This window comes from Leucobacter faecis (assembly GCF_054456635.2).
Genome location: NZ_JBTJEP020000004.1, coordinates 83,005 through 99,008, shown reverse-complemented (window position 1 = coordinate 99,008; position 16,004 = coordinate 83,005). Strand labels below are relative to the sequence as shown.

The window sequence follows — 16,004 nt, the reverse complement described above, 5'->3', positions numbered from 1 at the left end:
GCCCTAGGCTACTCGGCGCGCAGCCCGCGACGGGCCGCTTCGAGCGCGACGAGCTGCTCTTGGATGCGTCTGGAGCCCGGGTCCGCCGGGTCTGGGATGCGCTGCAATCTCGCGCGCAGCTCGCGCCCCAGCGACACAAGGTCGCGGTCGAGCAGCGAAATCACTACGTCGCGTGCGTACACGGCGACCTGATTCGCTCGCCGCTCTGGTATCGGCGCGATCGCCAGCTCCCGGATCAGCCCATGGTGGGTTTCGGGCGCGGCGTTCAGAACATGCTCAAGCCCGCAATCGCCTGTCGCGGCGAGCGAAGCGCCAATCGCGTCACGCACTACGGCCAGATCCGGATCAAAAACCTGCGCCGTAGCGGCCTGCAGCAGCAGGTCGCTGCCGACGCCGGCGGGCTGCTGCAGCATCGCCATGAGCGCGTCACGTTCGAGCCAGGTCGTGGGCTGCTGGCGCAGCATCGACATGCTGATGCGGCGGGCGGGGGGCTGGGGGGCCTCGGCCCCGTAGGGGGTCGGCCCGTCGAACTGCGGCTGCTGGTCGAAAGGGTCACGCTGGTCAAATTGGCCGCGCGACGGCCTCTGCCCCGGCCGTGCTGCCCCCTCGGCGCGCCGAATCGCCTGCCCCACCTCAGCGAGCTCGAGCCCCAACATGCGGGCGAGCTCGCGGGCGTAACCCGGCTTCAGCGATGCGTCCTTTATCTCGGCCACGATTGGCGCAGCCTCGCGCAGGGCGAGCGCGCGCCCCTCGACGCTGTTGAGATCGAAACGCGACACGGCCTGCCTGAGCGCGAACTCGAACAGCGGCACCTTTTGGGTGAAGAGGTCGCGCACGGCTTCATCGCCGCGCTGCAACCTCAGATCACTCGGGTCAAGGCCTTCGGGCGCCACCGCGACGTAGGTTTGCGCGGTGAACCGCTTTTCTTCCGAGAACGCCCGCAGTGCGGCCTTCTGCCCCGCTTCGTCGGGGTCGAACGTGAAAATGACCTCGCCTGCACTGTCGTCGCCCATGATGCGACGCAGCACCGAGATGTGGTCTTTGCCAAACGCGGTGCCACACGTGGCGACCGCCGAGTCAATACCGGCAAGATGGCAAGCCATCACATCGGTGTAGCCCTCGACGATCACTGCTCGTTTGCCACGTGAAATCGCTTTCTTGGCGAGGTCAAGCCCGTACAGCACCTGCGATTTGTGGTAGACCGGCGACTCGGGCGTGTTGAGGTATTTGGGGCCCTGGTCGTCGTCATACAGTTTGCGCGCGCCAAACCCGAGCACCTGACCGCTCGTGTCACGAATCGGCCACACGATGCGGCCACGAAATCTGTCGTACGCGCCGCGGCGCCCCTCGGAGGCGAGCCCCGACTGAATCAGCTCGGGTGCCGTGTACCCCTGCTGCGCCAGCGCGTTCGACATGCCGTCCCAGCCGCGCGGCGCATAGCCCACCCCAAACATTTCGCACGCGGCGGCATCAAACCCCCGCTGCGCGAGAAACTCGCGCGCCGTGAGCGCCTCTTCGCCCGCGAGTTGTGTGACGAAGAACGCTGCCGCTGCCTGGTTCGCGGCGAGCAGCCGGGCACGGTTCGGCCCGTCTTCGCGGCGCGTCGTACCCTCTTCGTAGGTGAGGGCGAAGTGAATGCGCGCCGCGAGCCGCTCGACCGCTTCGGTGAAAGTGAGGTGATCGGTGCGCTGCAAGAACGTGATGGCGTCGCCCGACTCACCGCAACCAAAGCAGTGATAATAGCCCGCCGCCGGGCGCACGTGAAAGCTGGGGCTGCGCTCGTCATGAAACGGGCAGAGCCCCTTCATCGAGTCAACGCCCGCGTTCTTGAGCGTCACGTGATCGCCCACGAGATCGGCGAGGTTTACGCGACGCTTCACCTCTTCAATGTCGCTCGCGCGAATCCGTCCCGCCATAGCGCTCTAGTCTAGTCGCTGCACGATTTCTTTGAGACCAGCCGGCGTAGTGACGCCGCTACCTCTGGTCCGAAATCGCTGCGCGATTTCTTTTAGACCAGCGGTACCTGACAGAGCCGCTGGTACCAGGCGATCGCCGACTGGTCGGTGAGCGACGCCACCTGGTCGACGATCGCGCGCCGCGCGGTGCCCTCGGTCGTGGCGGCCCTAAAGTCTGCGGCGTAAGCGGGTTCAAGCTCCGTGGGCCCAGCTTCCCACAGCGTGTGCATCAGCTCAATAAGCAGGGTGCGCTGTCTGCGATAGGTGGGCTGCCTGCGCCCCGCTTGCATCACAAACGCTGCGACAATGCCTTTGAGCACCGCAATCTCTGCCTGCACCTCGCGCGGTACCACGACGTCGCCGCCGTAGCGCGCAAGCGGGCCCTGAGTGTGGGCGAGCGTCGCGCGAATGGATTCCCTGGCGAACCTGCCGATCATGTCGCTCGTAAAGTTTTTGAGCTGCGCTTGGTGCCTGCGCGAACCATCCCAGCCGCGCAGCCAGGTCTCGCTACTCGACATCCGGTCAAACGCGGCCCCGAGTTCGTCGCTCGTGAACTCTTCACCTGCCCATGCCGCGACGGCCCGAATCAGCGCAGCGTGGCCTGAGCGCGCCGTGAGTATCTCGGGATCAATATGCTCGCTCACGATGGCATCTTCGAAGTCGTGCACCGAGTAGGCAATGTCGTCTGACAGGTCCATGACCTGCGCTTCTGCGCACTTGTGCCGTTCGGGCGCACCCGCCCGCAGCCACGTGAAGACTTCGGTGTCTTCGGTGAGGTAGCCAAACTTCATACTTCCCGGGGCTGCGTCTTGGAGCGCCCAGGGATACTTGCAGCTCGCGTCAAGCGTTGCACGCGTCAGGTTCAACCCGACACTTTCGCCTGCCTCGCTGAATCGCTTTGGTTCGAGGCGCGTCAAAATGCGCAGCGTTTGCGCGTTACCCTCGAATCCGCCGAAGCCTGACGCCCATTCGTTGAGCGCTTTCTCACCGTTGTGCCCAAAGGGCGGGTGGCCGAGGTCGTGCGCAAGGCACGCAGTGTCAACCACGTCTTGTGACAGCCCCAGCGACGCTGCCAGTTCGCGGCCAATCTGGGCAACCTCAAGCGAGTGGGTGAGCCTATTGCGCGCAAAGTCGATGCCGCTCGTGGGGCTGAGCACCTGAGTCTTGGCAGCGAGGCGCCGCCACCCACTCGAGTGCAGCACACGTGCTCGGTCTCGCGCAAAATCACTGCGTGCCCCGCTGTGCGTCTCGGGCGAGAAGCGCTCGGCGTCTGCGGCGGTATACCCGTCGGGCAGTGGTGAGCTAGCCACCGTCAACCCCCAGCCCGGCGACCTCTGCTTCGGCGAGGGCGGCGCGGTCAATGTTGTCACTCGTGCGACTGTCGAGCCAGCCATCGGGCAGGTGCACCCGCTTGGGGCTCCCCGCGCGGCCACGCTGCCCCTCTGCACCAATACCGGGGTAGGGCATGTCGGCGTCCATAGTGGCGAAAATGTCGTCCATCTGCGCGAGCGACTCGACCGTGGCGAGCGAGCGGCGCAGGTCGCCGCCCAGCCCGTAACCCTTGAAATACCAGGCGACGTGTTTACGAATATCGCGGCACGCCCAGTCTTCTTCACCATCGAAGAATTCGGTGAGCAGCTCGGTGTGGCGACGCATCGTTTGCATCACAAAGCCGAGCGGTGGCTTAGCGATGGTGCGCGCTGCTTCCTCGGCCGTGATCTCACCGTACTCTGCACGAAACGCTGCCGTGAGGTCGCCAAACAGCCACGGGCGCCCCAGGCAGCCACGGCCCACGACCACTCCGTCGCAGCCGGTCTCGCGCACCATGCGCACAGCGTCTTCGGCCGACCAGATGTCACCGTTGCCGAGAATGGGTACGCTCGTGATCGTCTCTTTGAGCGTCGCGATCGAGCTCCAGTCTGCGTGCCCCGAGTAGTGCTGGTTCGCAGTGCGGCCGTGCAGCGCGATTGCGGCGACCCCCGCCTGCTCGGCGGCGCGCGCCGCGTCGAGGTAAGTCATATGGTCTTCGTCGATGCCCTTGCGCATCTTAATCGTGAGCGGCACGTCGCCTGCCGCCTGCACCGCGCCCTCGACGATCGCGCGAAACAGATCCTGCTTCCAGGGCAGTGCCGACCCGCCGCCCTTGCGCGTCACCTTGGGTACTGGGCAACCGAAGTTCAGATCGATGTGGTCTGCGAGATCTTGATCAACCAAAAACCGCACAGCCTCAGACACGGTCTTCGGGTCGACACCGTACAACTGAATCGACCGGGGCGTCTCGCTCTCATGATGTTTGATGAGCCGCAGTGACGCTGGCGTGCGTTCAACGAGCGCGCGACTCGTGATCATCTCGCTGACGTAGAGGCCCGCGCCGTGCTCGCGGCACAGCCGCCGAAATGCGGTGTTCGTAATGCCGGCCATGGGGGCGAGCACCACGGGCACCTCGAGCTCGAGGTTGCCGATGCGCAGTCGCTGGGCGGTCGCTGGGTTCTGCGGAAGCGTGAGAGAAGACATCACCGGCCATTCTCTCACGCTGAGGCGGGTTTCTCCCCTGGCGCGTCGATGGCGCCGCCAAAGCGCCTGTCTCGGTCATGATAAATCTGTATCGCGCGCCACAGCTCGGCCCGCCCGAAGTCGGGCCACAGGGTGTCAAGAAACACCATCTCGGCGTACGCCGACTGCCAGAGCATGAAGTTTGAGGTGCGCTGCTCGCCCGAGCTGCGCAAGAACAGGTCGACGTCGGGCAGTTCGGGCACGTACAGGTGGCGCTCAATTGTGCGCTCAGTGATGCCTTTGGGGGTGAGTCTCCCCGCCTCAATCTCAGCCGCGATCGACCGCACCGCGTCGGTAAGTTCGTTACGACCGCCATAGTTCACGCACATCGTGAGCGTCAGGCCCGTGTTGTGCGCCGTCTCACGCTCAGATGCTCGCAGCTCATTGATCACCGATCCCCACAGCTTCGGCCGGCGCCCCGCCCACCGCATGCGTACGTTCCAAGCATCAAGCTGCGCGCGCCGCCTGCGCAGCACGTCACGGTTGAACCCCATTAGAAACCGCACCTCGTCGGGTGAGCGCCGCCAGTTCTCGGTCGAGAATGCGTACACGCTCAGGTGCGTAACGCCAGCCTGGATCGCGCCCGCCACGACGTCGAGCAGGGCCTGCTCGCCCATGCGGTGCCCCTCGACGCGCGGCAGCCCCCGCTTGTTCGCCCACCGCCCGTTGCCGTCCATGACGATCGCGACATGCTTGGGGGCTGCGCCGCGAAACGCGGGCGGCTGCTCGCCCGTCCAGTCGACGGGCACAAGGGTCTGGGGAGCTACGGGCATGCTTCAAAGTCTAGGCCGTGTTCATGCTCCGGATCACCGACGCGCCACTCCCAGCGACCGCAGCCCCCGCTCCAGGTGCCACTGGGCATAGGCCGCGGCAATGCCGGCGGCCTGATCGCGCTGCCGCGCGGTCGCCGCCACGGCGGTCTCCCAGTCGCCCGCGAGGAGCGCTCTGAGCAGTGCGATGCTTTCAGGATCGAGTCTTGGCAACCCCGGCATGCGGCATTCTTCGCACAGCACCCCTCCCGCCTGCACTGACACGAGCGTGTGGGGCGCGGGCGCCCCACAGCGCACACAGTCGTCAAACCCGGGGGTCCAGCCAGCGGCCGACATCGCACGCAAGAGATAGCCGTCCCGTACGAGATCCGGCGCAATTTTGCCCGCCGCGAGCGTGCGCAGCGCGCCGATCAGCAGGGCGTAGAGCGGCAGCGATACGCCGCCTTCCCCCAGCCGCTCAGCCGCCTCGACAATCGCACTGCCCGCGCGGTAGCGGTCGTAGTCGGCGCTGATCGCCGCACCGTACGCGCCGAGTGTCTCGGCCTGCGTCACACTGTCGAGGCTGCGCCCCTCGTAGCATTGCAGGTCCACGACCATGAACGGTTCGAGCCGGGCCCCAAACTTCGAGGTGGTGCGACGCACCCCCTTCGCTACGACGCGCAGCACGCCACGGCTGCGCGTAAACAGCGTGACGATACGGTCGGCTTCGCCGAGCTTGTGCGTGCGCAAGACGACGCCTTCTTCGCGATAGAGGGGCACAGAGCAAGTATCTCGTACGCCGCTGGGCGATGCGGGAGAGCCAGCCGCCACGCGCGGCGCCACCATCATGAGTTCGGTTCAGCCAGATACGGGAAAATAGGGGTGTGCTCGATGAGACTTTCGTTATTCCCCTCCCCATCGACCTCACCGCCGCCGCGGTGGGTGCCCTGCAGGGCGCTATGTTTGCCGCGGGTTTTAAACGCATCGATCTGCTCGGTGTCGCCATGATCGGCATTTTCACGGGCATGGGCGGCGGGTTCTTGCGCGATATTTTGCTGGGGGTCAGCCCAGCCGCGTTCTCGAACAACCTCTACATCATCGTGGGTACCCTCGCTTCGCTCGCCGGCATGCTGCTCGCGCGCGGGCTCGCCCGCGTCGACCCGATCATTACGGTGTTCGACGCGATCAGCATCGGCATATTTGGTGCGCTCGGCACTACCAAGGCTCTCGCCTACGGCCTGCCCGTCGTGCCCGCGCTATTCATTGGCACCATCGCCGCCGTGGGGGGCGGGTTCCTGCGAGATCTTATGCTCAATATTCCGATCGCGCTGATGCATGTCGGATCGCTGTACGCCGTCGCGAGTCTCGCCGGGGTGGGCGTGCTCGTCGTGCTCCTCGCGTTTGATGTGCCCGTGATGATCGCAGGTGTCGTGTGCATTATCGTGACGACCGTGCTGCGGCTGCTCGCGGTGCGCTTCGGCTGGAGCCTCCCCGAACAGCGGGCGCTCGACCGCATTCAGCTGCGCCGCCAACGCCAGGTCGAGCGCGCCGTCGAAGAGGCACTCGCGACCGGAGCCATCACGCTGCCGCAGATGCCGCAGATGCCGCAGCAGTCGGAGCGCCCCGACGGGCGCACCGACGGGCGCACCGACGGGCGCACCGAGGAGCGCCCCTAAAAGCTGAGCGCCGCCCCGATCCGGCCCAGGAGCGGGACGGCAGGGTCGCCGAGATCGCCGCCGCCAGCGGCTCTTTACCCTCGAGGGCCGCGTTTTGCGCCCGCGCGCTGCTCAGCTTCGCGCCAGGCGCGCTGGGCGGGTGTCTCCCCTCGCGGCGGTGCACCCAGACCCTCTCGATCCGGAGCGCCACCTCGGCCCAGGTGCCACGCGTGCGTGATCGCGAGCGCGAGCGCGTCGGCCGCATCGGCCGGGCGCGGCGGCGCGGCGAGCCCGAGCAGGCGCGTCACCATGGTCGTGACCTGCGCTTTCTCGGCACTGCCATAGCCGGTGACCTGGGCTTTCACCTCGTTGGGGGTGTACATCGCAACCGGTATGTCGCGCTGCTGGGCAAGGTACATGATGATGCCACTAATCTGCGCAACCCCCATCACGCTGGGCAGGTTCTGCTGCGCGAAGACGCGTTCGAGCGCGATCGCGTCGGGCTTCTCGCCGTCGAGGATGCGTGCGATGCCAGACCCCAGTAGGTGGAGCCTGCGCGGCAGGCTCTCGGTTGCGGCGCTCTGCAGCACCTCGACGTGCTCGAACACGACTTTGCGGCCCACTCCAGATGAGACGATCCCGACCCCACAACGCGTGAGGCCGGGATCGATTCCAATAACGCGCACGTTACTCGTCGTTCGCCAGCTCCTCCTGCACCGAAGCAGGCAGGTCGAAGTTTGAGAACACGTTCTGCACGTCATCGCTGTCTTCGAGCGCATCGATGACACGGAACACCTTGCGGGCCGTGTCTGCGTCGATCTCGACCTTCATGCTCGGCACAAACTCGGCGTCGGCCGAGTCGTAGTCGATGCCCGCCGCGACGAGCGCGTCGCGTGCAGCGCCAAGGTCAGTTGCCTCGGTGATGATCTCGAAGGCTTCACCGTTGGGGGTCTGTGCGACCTCTTCTGCGCCAGCTTCGAGTACCGCCATCATGACGTCATCTTCGGTCGTGCCCTCCGCCGGCACGGTGATGACACCCTTGCGCGCAAAGTTGTAGGCGACGCTGCCGGGGTCTGCGAGCGTTGCACCGTTGCGGCTGAGCGCTGTGCGCACTTCAGCGGCCGCGCGGTTCTTGTTGTCGGTCAGACACTCGACCATGAGTGCAACGCCGTTGGGGCCGTACGCTTCGTACATGATCGTGATGTATTCGACAGCCTCGCCATCGAGACCCGCACCGCGCTTGATCGCGCGATCGATGTTGTCGCCGGGCACCGAGTTCTTCTTCGCCTTGTGCACGGCTTCAGACAGCGCCGGGTTACCCGCGAGATCAGGCCCGCCGATGCGCGCTGCCACCTCGATCACCTTGATGTACTTCGCAAACGCCTTCGCGCGACGCGAGTCAAGGATTGCCTTCTTATGCTTGGTGGTTGCCCACTTGGAGTGTCCTGCCACTGGAGCTCCTCTTTCTTCAGTTCAAACGTATGGATATCAGTCTAGGGCGCAGTGCTGCTGCAGTGCCGCAGGGCGGCACTGCAGCTTGGCGGCGGGTGACGCCTCGCCCCGCGTGGCCAGCGAGTTAGGGCGTCGGCCACGCGGCCGCCATCGCTTCGCGCACATCACCGAGAAGCTGTGGCAGTGCCTTCGTCTTCGCGATGATGGGAAAGAAGTTTGAGTCGTTCTGCCACCGCGGCACGACGTGCTGATGCAGGTGCGCCGCAATACCGGCGCCCGCAATCTCACCCTGATTCATGCCCAGATTGAAACCGGCGCACCCAAGCACCTCTCGCGCCACACGCATGGCGGTCTGGGTGAGGGCGCCAATCTCGGCGACCTCTTCGGGTGTCGCCTCGTCGTACTGCGAGATGTGCCGGTAGGGGCACACGAGCATGTGACCGTTGTTGTACGGAAACAGGTTGAGCAACACATACGCGTGCTCACCGCGGGCGACGATCAGAGCGTCTCGGTCGTCGCGCTGCGGGGCCGCACAGAACGGGCAGTCAGTGTGGTCTGGCTGGTGCGTATCTTTCACGTACACGAGACGGTGCGGCACCCACAGGCGCTGCATGTCGTCGGGGGTGCCGACCGCCCCGCTCTGGGCATACTCTTCAGTGCGGGGCAGACCGGTGTCGCCGTTATGCTGCATGCGTGTCTCGACTACTCAGCCCAGGCCGTTGAGACCTGCTCGTGGCTCGCAATCGCTGCCGTGATACGCGCAATTGCGTCTGCGACGGGCACACCGTTCAGCTGCGTGCCATCACGGAAACGGAAGCTGACGGCGCCCGCGGCCCGGTCTTCTTCGCCCGCGATGAGCTGGAACGGCACCTTAGCCTTGGTGTGATTGCGAATCTTCTTGGGCATACGGTCGTCGGAGTGATCAACCTCAGCGCGCACGCCCTGAGCACGCAGCTGTGCGATGACGCCGTCGAGATATTCACCGTACTGCTCAGCAACGGGAATACCCACCACCTGCACGGGCGACAGCCACACAGGGAACGCGCCGGCGTAGTGCTCAAGCAAGATCGCAAAGAACCGCTCAACCGAACCGAGCAGCGCGCGGTGGATCATGACGGGCTGTTTGCGCGTGCCGTCTGCTGCCGCGTAGTCGAGTTCAAACAGTGCGGGCTGGTTGAAGTCGAGCTGCACCGTCGACAGCTGCCAGGTACGACCGATGGCGTCGCGCGCCTGCACCGAGATCTTGGGGCCGTAGAATGCGGCGCCGCCCGGGTCTGCGACGAGCTCGAGGCCCGACTCTTCGCCCACCTCACGCAGGGTTTGCTCTGCGTCAGCCCACTGCTCTTCGGTGCCCACCGACTTCTCGGGGTCACGTGTTGAGAGCTCAAGGTAGAAGTCGTTGAGACCGTATGCACGAAGCGTGTCAAACACGAAGTTGAGCTGGCGCTTGATCTCGTCCTTGACCTGCTCATCTGTGACGTAAATGTGCGCGTCATCCTGAGTCAGGCCGCGCACGCGCGTGAGACCCGAGAGCGTACCGCTCTTCTCGTAGCGGTATACCGTACCGAATTCGGCGAGCCGCAGCGGCAGCTCACGGTAGCTGCGCGAGCGTGCTCGGTAGATCAGGTTGTGGAACGGGCAGTTCATGGGCTTCAGGTAGTAGTCCTGGCCCGGCTTAATCGTTTCGCCCGTCTCGTCGTCAACGACCGAGTCGAGGTGCATGGCCGGAAACATGCCGTCCTTGTACCAGGCCAGGTGCTGGCTGGTCTCGAACAGCGTGCCCTTCGTAATGTGCGGGCTGTTGACGACCTCGTAGCCGTGCTTCAGCAGCTCAGAGCGCATGAAGGTCTCGATCTCATGGCGAATGATGCCACCCTTGGGGTGGAATACCGCAAGGCCAGAGCCGATCTCGTCGGGAAAGCTGAACAGGTCGAGTTCGACACCCAGTTTGCGGTGGTCTCGCTTCGCCGCTTCTTCGAGGCGCGTCTGGTAGGCACGCAGCTCGTCCTTGGTCGCCCAGGCGGTGCCGTAAATGCGCTGCAACATGGGGTTTTTTTCGCTGCCGCGCCAGTAGGCGCCCGCCGAGCGCATCAGCGCCCAACCGTTACCGATCATGCGGGTCGAGGGCACGTGCGGGCCGCGGCACAGGTCGCTCCAGCACACCTCCCCCGTCTTCGGGTCGACGTTGTCATAGATCGTGAGCTCGGCGCCGCCGACCTCGACGCTCTCGTTGTCGTCGCCCGTCGCGCCGCCCTTGAGTCCAATCAGTTCAAGCTTGTAGGGCTCTGCTGCAAGCTCTGCACGCGCCTCTTCTTCGGTCACCACACGGCGCACAAAGCGCTGGCCCTGCTTAATGATCTTCTGCATCTCTTTTTCGAGAGCCTTGAGATCTTCGGGCGTAAACGCAGCCTGGGGGTCGAAGTCGTAGTAGAAACCGTCGGTGATGGGCGGGCCGATACCGAGCTTCGTCTCTGGGTTGACCCGTTGCACAGCCTGCGCGAGCACGTGCGCCGCCGAGTGGCGCAGAATACTCAGACCATCTTCGGAGTCGATGTGCACCGGCTCAACCGTCTGCGTGTCTGTGACCGTCGCGGCGAGATCTTTCAACTCACCGTCGACGCGCATGGCGACGATCGAGCGATCGGTGAACAGGGAGAAGCCATCGGCCACAGGGGCACACTCCTTATAAGGTCGGGTACGAACTCATCGATTCTATCGGGAACCGCTGCCGGTTTCAGCGAGCGTCGCTGGCAGACGCTATTTGTGGCCGCCTATGATTTCGTGGGGACGCGCACTTCAAGGTTTGTGCCGCCGTTTTTTGCGCTAACGCGCCTGAGCTGCATGAGCCCGAGCGCTTCTATGAGTTCACTCAGTTTCCCGTAGCCCCAATTTCTTGGATCAAAGTCGGGAGCTTGCTTACGCATGTTCGATCCCACTGCCGAAAGCCCGGCCCAACCATTGCCGTCTGCGCCGGCCGCGATGCTCGTACGCAACATCCTGACGAGTTTGGTGTCCATCCGCAGCTGGTTTGTCGGCGCCTTAACCGGCACGTTGAGTTGGGGAGTTTCCGTGCCGGGTGTAGAAGACAAGTCAGCGCCTTCTTTTGGGCCGGCAGGTGCTGTCACGGCCGGAGCGCCCGAGGCAATTTCGGTCACGTCGAGTACGTCGAGGTACGTGAACGCATCACACGCGTTCACAAACGGTTTGGGCGTGGTGCGAGCACCAAAACCGTACACCTGGGCACCCGATTCACGCAGCCTGGCGGCAAGCCTGGTGAAGTCGCTGTCTGACGAGATGATCGCAAACGCGTCGAGTTGATTCTGATGCAACAGATCCATCGCGTCGATGATGAGTGCGCTGTCAGTGGAGTTCTTGCCCGCGGTGTACGCAAACTGCTGCATCGGTTGGATCGAGTGCTCGTTTGCCGCTTCCTTCCAACCGCGCAGGTTGCCACTCGTCCAGTCCCCGTACATCCTGCGCACCGAAGTCGTGCCATATCGCGTCAGCTCAATCAGAACCGCCGCAATGTGACTGGCGCTTACGTTGTCTGCATCGATGAGCAAGGCGATCCGCACTGAGGCCTGGGGCATGCCCACAAGTATGGCACACCGGGCAAATTTAGCCCGGCTCGTGTCGCAGGCGCCGCTTTTGTGCGGCCTTAATTTCGGCAAGCGCCCGTTCGAACACCTCTCGTGGCACAACCTGCGCTTCGCGGCGAATAGCCAAGTTATTGATACTCAAGATGCGCTCGGGCGCCAGAAAGCTCTCTCGCCCCGATCGGTCCCAGGCACCGGATCCGAGTGAAACGTACCCTCGATGCGCCTTGGTGCTGAGGTAGCAGCCTGCCGTATGTGCACCATCGATGCGTGCAATGATGAGCACCGGGCGATCTTTGCCCTCACCGTTATTCTCGGCGTAGGGCACCCACGTCCACACCACCTCCCCCGGATCCGCCAGCCCGTTCGGGGCCGGGGCATACCTCGGCTGCAATCCCTCGACCTCCGCCATCGTCAGGTCTCGAGTCGCCTGCGGGCCGTAACGCCCCGGTTCTGGCGCGAAGAGTTCGCGCTCGCCGTCGCCGCGGGTCGAGCGCGGCTTTCTCGCTCCGGATCGCCCCCGCCCACTGCGGCGTCGCAGAGGTAGGGTGATCAGCCACAGGAGCACCCCCGCTGCGAGCAGCCACGCCCAGGTCGGCACCTGTGGCCAAGCGGCGTCGAACATCCCGAGCAGATCATCAATGCGGTCGAGCGCTTCCGAGTCCCCCATGACTCATTAGGGTAATGCATGCGCCGACACTGGCACTCATGCCCGCCAACGCAAAGAGCCCCAACCGAAGTTGGGGCTCTCATCTGTGCGCGATACTGGGATCGAACCAGTGACCCCTTCCGTGTCAGGGAAGTGCGCTACCGCTGCGCCAATCGCGCCTGTACAGGCTATTCAGTTGTAGAGAGGTGGCGACGGGATTCGAACCCGTGTATACGGCTTTGCAGGCCGCTGCCTCGCCCCTCGGCCACGCCACCTAAGTGGTTGCCCACGAAGTGTACATGATTTCTCATACACACCAGAGCGGATGACGAGATTCGAACTCGCGACCCCAACCTTGGCAAGGTTGTGCGCTACCAGCTGCGCCACATCCGCACGTCTTACCCGCTCACGTTTCCGTGTTGCGGCGACGTAGATAACTATATGGCGGTCACGGGCCCTCGCGCAAATCACACCGCCAAGCCCGGGCGCGCCGCCCCGTTTCATGCGGATCTTGCCACTTTTGACTCTCGACCACACCCCCTACTCACCGATACGGTGGTGGCATGAGTGGCCGACCGGCCGCACGGGTGCGGCGAATAATTGCGACGGCTTTGGCGTGCGCACTCATCGCCGTCACCGTGTATGCCGTCATGAACCGCCAACTATTACAAGACAGGTTCGCCGCCGCCACTTTTGATGCCCCGACCCCTATCGCCGAACTCAAGCACTCGCTGCAGCTCACAGAAGCCGGCGCCCGTATTTTTCTGGCCGCACAGCCCACCCTGGATGGCAGCCAGAACTTCAACGCCCAGTGCTCTCAGGTACAAGAGGGCGCGACGGGCCACGTGCTTGGCTGCTACATCGACGGCCATATCCACCTATTTGACGTCACCGACCCACGAGTCTCCGGAATTGTCGAGGTCACAGCCGCCCATGAACTTCTGCACGCCACCTGGGCACGCATGCGCCCGGGCGACCGCGCTCTGCTCGCGGAGAAACTGCGCAAGCTTTATGACGAACGCTCCCAAGAGGATCCGGATCTCGCTACGCGCATGGCCATGTACGAGGAACTTCCTGAAGCAGCTTTTGCCGCCGAACTCCACTCGGTGCTTGGCAGCGAACAAGCCGATCTGCCCGACTGGCTTGAGGAGCATTATGCCGAGTGGTTTACTGACCGAGCGAGCATCGTGCAGACCTACCAGGCATATCGCAGCGTTTTTCAGGGCCTAAAGAACGAGGCCTCGCGCCTACAGCACCGCATGCATGCGCTGCGCGTCGACATAGAAGAACGCAAAGTGGCGTACGACGACGCGATCGCCCTGTATGAGACAGATCTCGCCGAGTTCGAACGCCGAGTCACCGACCGCGAGTTCACCAATGACCCCAAATTGCGCGAGTCCTTGAGATCAGATCTCAAGAGCAGGCGGGCAGAGCTCAACCACACACTCGAAGATCTCCAGGGCGACATTGATCAGTACAACGACATGCGCGCCGAGCTCGAAGAGCTCAGCCAACTCAGCATCGAGCTCGAAGAGCAACTTGACAGCGCACTAGCCCCCGTAACGACACGCCCGAGCCAGTAGTGCGCGATCGGCGCGATCTTGCGGTTTTGCTCCCCACGAGCCCGCGCACCCTTGCAATCCGTGTACTATCGAACCTGTTGCTTCCGCACGGAAGTCAGCAGAGACGGGCGTTTAGCGCAGCGGTAGCGCGCTTCCTTCACACGGAAGAGGTCACTGGTTCGATCCCAGTATCGCCCACCAGCAAGAGCCCCAACCACGGTTGGGGCTCTTTCGTATTACACACCAGTGACCCGCGAGAATTGCCAACGCTTCGCGTCGGCCCCGAAATTCTCGCGCTGGTTCGATCCCAGTATCGCCCACCAGCAGGAGCCCCAACCACGGTTGGGGCTCTTTCGTATTACACACCAGTGTCACCCCGCTGGGGCCACAGCCCGGCGTCGAAGAAGCATCGAAGCAATAGTCCAGCCGAGCGTGGCCGCAACAAACATGGGCAATCCCATGCCGGCTACCAGTTCACGACCGATCACCTCCGCGAGACCTCCCCACGAGAAACCCAGGGTTGCGTCTGCGGCCAGTGACCCCAGAAGTCGCACCACCACCGTAAAGGCAGCTGGCACCACTCCCAAGAGCACGCCGAAGATGAGCACTTGCAGCCCGAGCACATAGCGACCGAGGTACCGCGCCACTAACGCCGCCGCCACCCCCAGAAGCACAGCGGGAGCAAAGAACACTCGAGCCAGCGCCAACATGTACTCGAAAAGCGACGCCCCCGGCACCACCGCGTGAATCCCAAACACAATCGCGCTACTTACGAGCGCACTAAGTACGTTGACCACGCCACCGATGAGCCCCACGCGCCACCCGAGGTCCCAACGCAGCGCGCCCTGAGCATCGTTCAGTTCATCGCGCATACGAACCACGGTAGCCCTGCGGCCGCCTCAACCCAAGAGAGGACCCCGCCCCGACATCAGACACACCCGAGAGTCACGCCCCGCAAGCATCGTCGATTGCGCAAAATCCTAGACAACACAAGGGGTCGAGGGCAAAAACCATCGAAACGTAGACGAAGTCTGGTAAATCTACGTCCTTTAATCACCATATACTTAAACACGTCGCCGAGGTTGTAAAAAACGTTCGGAAAGACAGTGCGGATGTGGCGCAGCTGGTAGCGCACAACCTTGCCAAGGTTGGGGTCGCGAGTTCGAATCTCGTCATCCGCTCAGAATACAAATAGTCGCGGACTCTTCTTCAGTCCGCGACTATTTGCGTTTATGGCCGAACCACCTCAAGACGATTCGACTACAACGCGCTCCTACTCATTACCGACTTGCTTGTCGATTGCGTCTCGCACGCTTTCGACCTGATCGGCAAACTTGCCACCGGTGACGCGGTTTGCAAGCCCCGTCGCACCGTCGAGCAGCTTGTCGCTCACGCCTTCTGCCTGCTCACTCTTTACAGCATCTGCGACCTTGCCGGAGTTCTGCTTGGCAAATTCGCCGGCTTGCTTGGCCAGATCTTCGAGCCCCATTGTGTTCTCCATTCCTCGTCTACGTTGACGTCATGCTGCGCCGTGCGCAATTCTCCTGCACCCGGTCCGCAGCTCCGATGCCACTGTCCAGTATGCCGCGCCGCGCCGCAACACGCGAGGGCCTTGCTCACTCACTGACTCGCAATGTAACGCTCCGAGCAGCAACCCTAAAAACCATTTCTGGCCGGTGCTCGTTACAAGATGAGCTCTCTGCCGGGATACACACGGTACGAACCAGGTCACACACAGACGCCAAGACAGCGTGCGGCCAAAAGTGGGTGTTATCAGTCTTGATAACACCCACTTTTTGCCCCACGCCCACGTTGCCGGGGGAATCGAACAAC

15 protein-coding genes and 5 tRNA genes are annotated in these 16,004 nt (G+C 63.6%); 4 read left to right on the top strand and 16 right to left on the bottom strand.

Features of this window, described 5'->3' with window-relative positions; genetic code table 11:
- Positions 1–8 precede the first annotated feature (8 nt).
- The 5 genes from dnaG to recO all read right to left on the bottom strand — a co-directional run bounded on the left by dnaG (position 9) and on the right by recO (position 6,037).
- Positions 9–1,916 (bottom strand): DNA primase, encoded by a 1,908-nt coding sequence (dnaG, locus tag ACXR2T_RS04775; RefSeq protein WP_458837764.1) that lies wholly within the window; start codon positions 1,914–1,916, stop codon positions 9–11.
- Positions 1,917–2,008: 92 nt separating this feature from the next.
- The gene (locus ACXR2T_RS04770; protein ID WP_458837762.1) at positions 2,009–3,265 is read right to left on the bottom strand and encodes a deoxyguanosinetriphosphate triphosphohydrolase; all 1,257 of its coding nucleotides are present in this window, start codon (positions 3,263–3,265) and stop codon (positions 2,009–2,011) included.
- The gene (gene dusB / locus ACXR2T_RS04765; protein WP_458812495.1) at positions 3,258–4,469 is read right to left on the bottom strand and encodes a tRNA dihydrouridine synthase DusB; all 1,212 of its coding nucleotides are present in this window, start codon (positions 4,467–4,469) and stop codon (positions 3,258–3,260) included. Before dusB ends, ACXR2T_RS04770 begins: the two co-directional genes overlap by 8 nt.
- A 14-nt stretch (positions 4,470–4,483) precedes the next feature.
- Positions 4,484–5,281: an isoprenyl transferase gene (locus ACXR2T_RS04760; RefSeq protein ID WP_458812492.1), complete on the bottom strand. Its 798-nt coding sequence runs from the start codon at positions 5,279–5,281 to the stop codon at positions 4,484–4,486.
- Between the two features lie 33 nt (positions 5,282–5,314).
- Positions 5,315–6,037 carry a DNA repair protein RecO gene (gene recO, locus ACXR2T_RS04755; RefSeq protein WP_458837760.1) on the bottom strand — a complete coding sequence of 241 codons (723 nt, stop codon included), beginning with the start codon at positions 6,035–6,037 and terminating at the stop codon, positions 5,315–5,317.
- Positions 6,038–6,141: 104 nt separating this feature from the next.
- Here recO and ACXR2T_RS04750 point away from each other — a divergent pair, with 104 nt between their 5' ends.
- On the top strand, positions 6,142–6,933 hold the full coding sequence (locus ACXR2T_RS04750) for a trimeric intracellular cation channel family protein (protein WP_458837758.1): 792 nt from the start codon (positions 6,142–6,144) through the stop codon (positions 6,931–6,933).
- 74 nt (positions 6,934–7,007) lie between these two features.
- Here ACXR2T_RS04750 and ruvC read toward each other — a convergent pair whose 3' ends face one another.
- The 9 genes from ruvC to ACXR2T_RS04705 form a co-directional block, all read right to left on the bottom strand.
- Complete coding sequence (gene ruvC / locus ACXR2T_RS04745) at positions 7,008–7,598, bottom strand: crossover junction endodeoxyribonuclease RuvC (protein ID WP_458837756.1); 591 nt, start codon at positions 7,596–7,598, stop codon at positions 7,008–7,010.
- A 1-nt stretch (position 7,599) separates the two neighbouring features.
- Positions 7,600–8,364: a YebC/PmpR family DNA-binding transcriptional regulator gene (locus ACXR2T_RS04740; RefSeq protein ID WP_458812481.1), complete on the bottom strand. Its 765-nt coding sequence runs from the start codon at positions 8,362–8,364 to the stop codon at positions 7,600–7,602.
- Positions 8,365–8,488: 124 nt separating this feature from the next.
- Complete coding sequence (locus tag ACXR2T_RS04735; RefSeq protein ID WP_458812479.1) at positions 8,489–9,055, bottom strand: HIT family protein; 567 nt, start codon at positions 9,053–9,055, stop codon at positions 8,489–8,491.
- A gap of 11 nt (positions 9,056–9,066) precedes the next feature.
- Complete coding sequence (gene thrS, locus ACXR2T_RS04730; protein ID WP_458812477.1) at positions 9,067–11,034, bottom strand: threonine--tRNA ligase; 1,968 nt, start codon at positions 11,032–11,034, stop codon at positions 9,067–9,069.
- A gap of 101 nt (positions 11,035–11,135) precedes the next feature.
- A complete protein-coding gene (locus ACXR2T_RS04725) occupies positions 11,136–11,954 on the bottom strand; it encodes an NYN domain-containing protein (RefSeq protein WP_458837754.1) in 819 nt (272 codons plus the stop codon).
- A gap of 28 nt (positions 11,955–11,982) precedes the next feature.
- Entirely contained in the window at positions 11,983–12,630 is a 648-nt protein-coding gene (locus ACXR2T_RS04720) for a type II toxin-antitoxin system PemK/MazF family toxin (protein ID WP_458837752.1), read from the bottom strand.
- An 86-nt stretch (positions 12,631–12,716) separates the two neighbouring features.
- A tRNA-Val gene (locus ACXR2T_RS04715) sits at positions 12,717–12,788 on the bottom strand.
- Between the two features lie 25 nt (positions 12,789–12,813).
- Positions 12,814–12,884: transfer RNA gene (locus ACXR2T_RS04710), tRNA-Cys, on the bottom strand.
- 45 nt (positions 12,885–12,929) lie between these two features.
- Positions 12,930–13,002 (bottom strand) — tRNA-Gly (locus ACXR2T_RS04705).
- A 170-nt stretch (positions 13,003–13,172) separates the two neighbouring features.
- Here ACXR2T_RS04705 and ACXR2T_RS04700 point away from each other — a divergent pair.
- Both ACXR2T_RS04700 and ACXR2T_RS04695 read left to right on the top strand, forming a co-directional pair.
- On the top strand, positions 13,173–14,192 hold the full coding sequence (locus ACXR2T_RS04700) for a hypothetical protein (RefSeq protein ID WP_458837750.1): 1,020 nt from the start codon (positions 13,173–13,175) through the stop codon (positions 14,190–14,192).
- A 105-nt stretch (positions 14,193–14,297) separates the two neighbouring features.
- Positions 14,298–14,372: transfer RNA gene (locus ACXR2T_RS04695), tRNA-Val, on the top strand.
- A gap of 170 nt (positions 14,373–14,542) precedes the next feature.
- Here ACXR2T_RS04695 and ACXR2T_RS04690 read toward each other — a convergent pair.
- The gene (locus ACXR2T_RS04690; RefSeq protein WP_458837748.1) at positions 14,543–15,043 is read right to left on the bottom strand and encodes a hypothetical protein; all 501 of its coding nucleotides are present in this window, start codon (positions 15,041–15,043) and stop codon (positions 14,543–14,545) included.
- 236 nt (positions 15,044–15,279) lie between these two features.
- Here ACXR2T_RS04690 and ACXR2T_RS04685 point away from each other — a divergent pair.
- Positions 15,280–15,352 (top strand) — tRNA-Gly (locus ACXR2T_RS04685).
- A 92-nt stretch (positions 15,353–15,444) separates the two neighbouring features.
- Here ACXR2T_RS04685 and ACXR2T_RS04680 read toward each other — a convergent pair.
- The gene (locus ACXR2T_RS04680) at positions 15,445–15,660 is read right to left on the bottom strand and encodes an Rv0909 family putative TA system antitoxin (protein ID WP_458837746.1); all 216 of its coding nucleotides are present in this window, start codon (positions 15,658–15,660) and stop codon (positions 15,445–15,447) included.
- Positions 15,661–16,004: the final 344 nt, after the last annotated feature.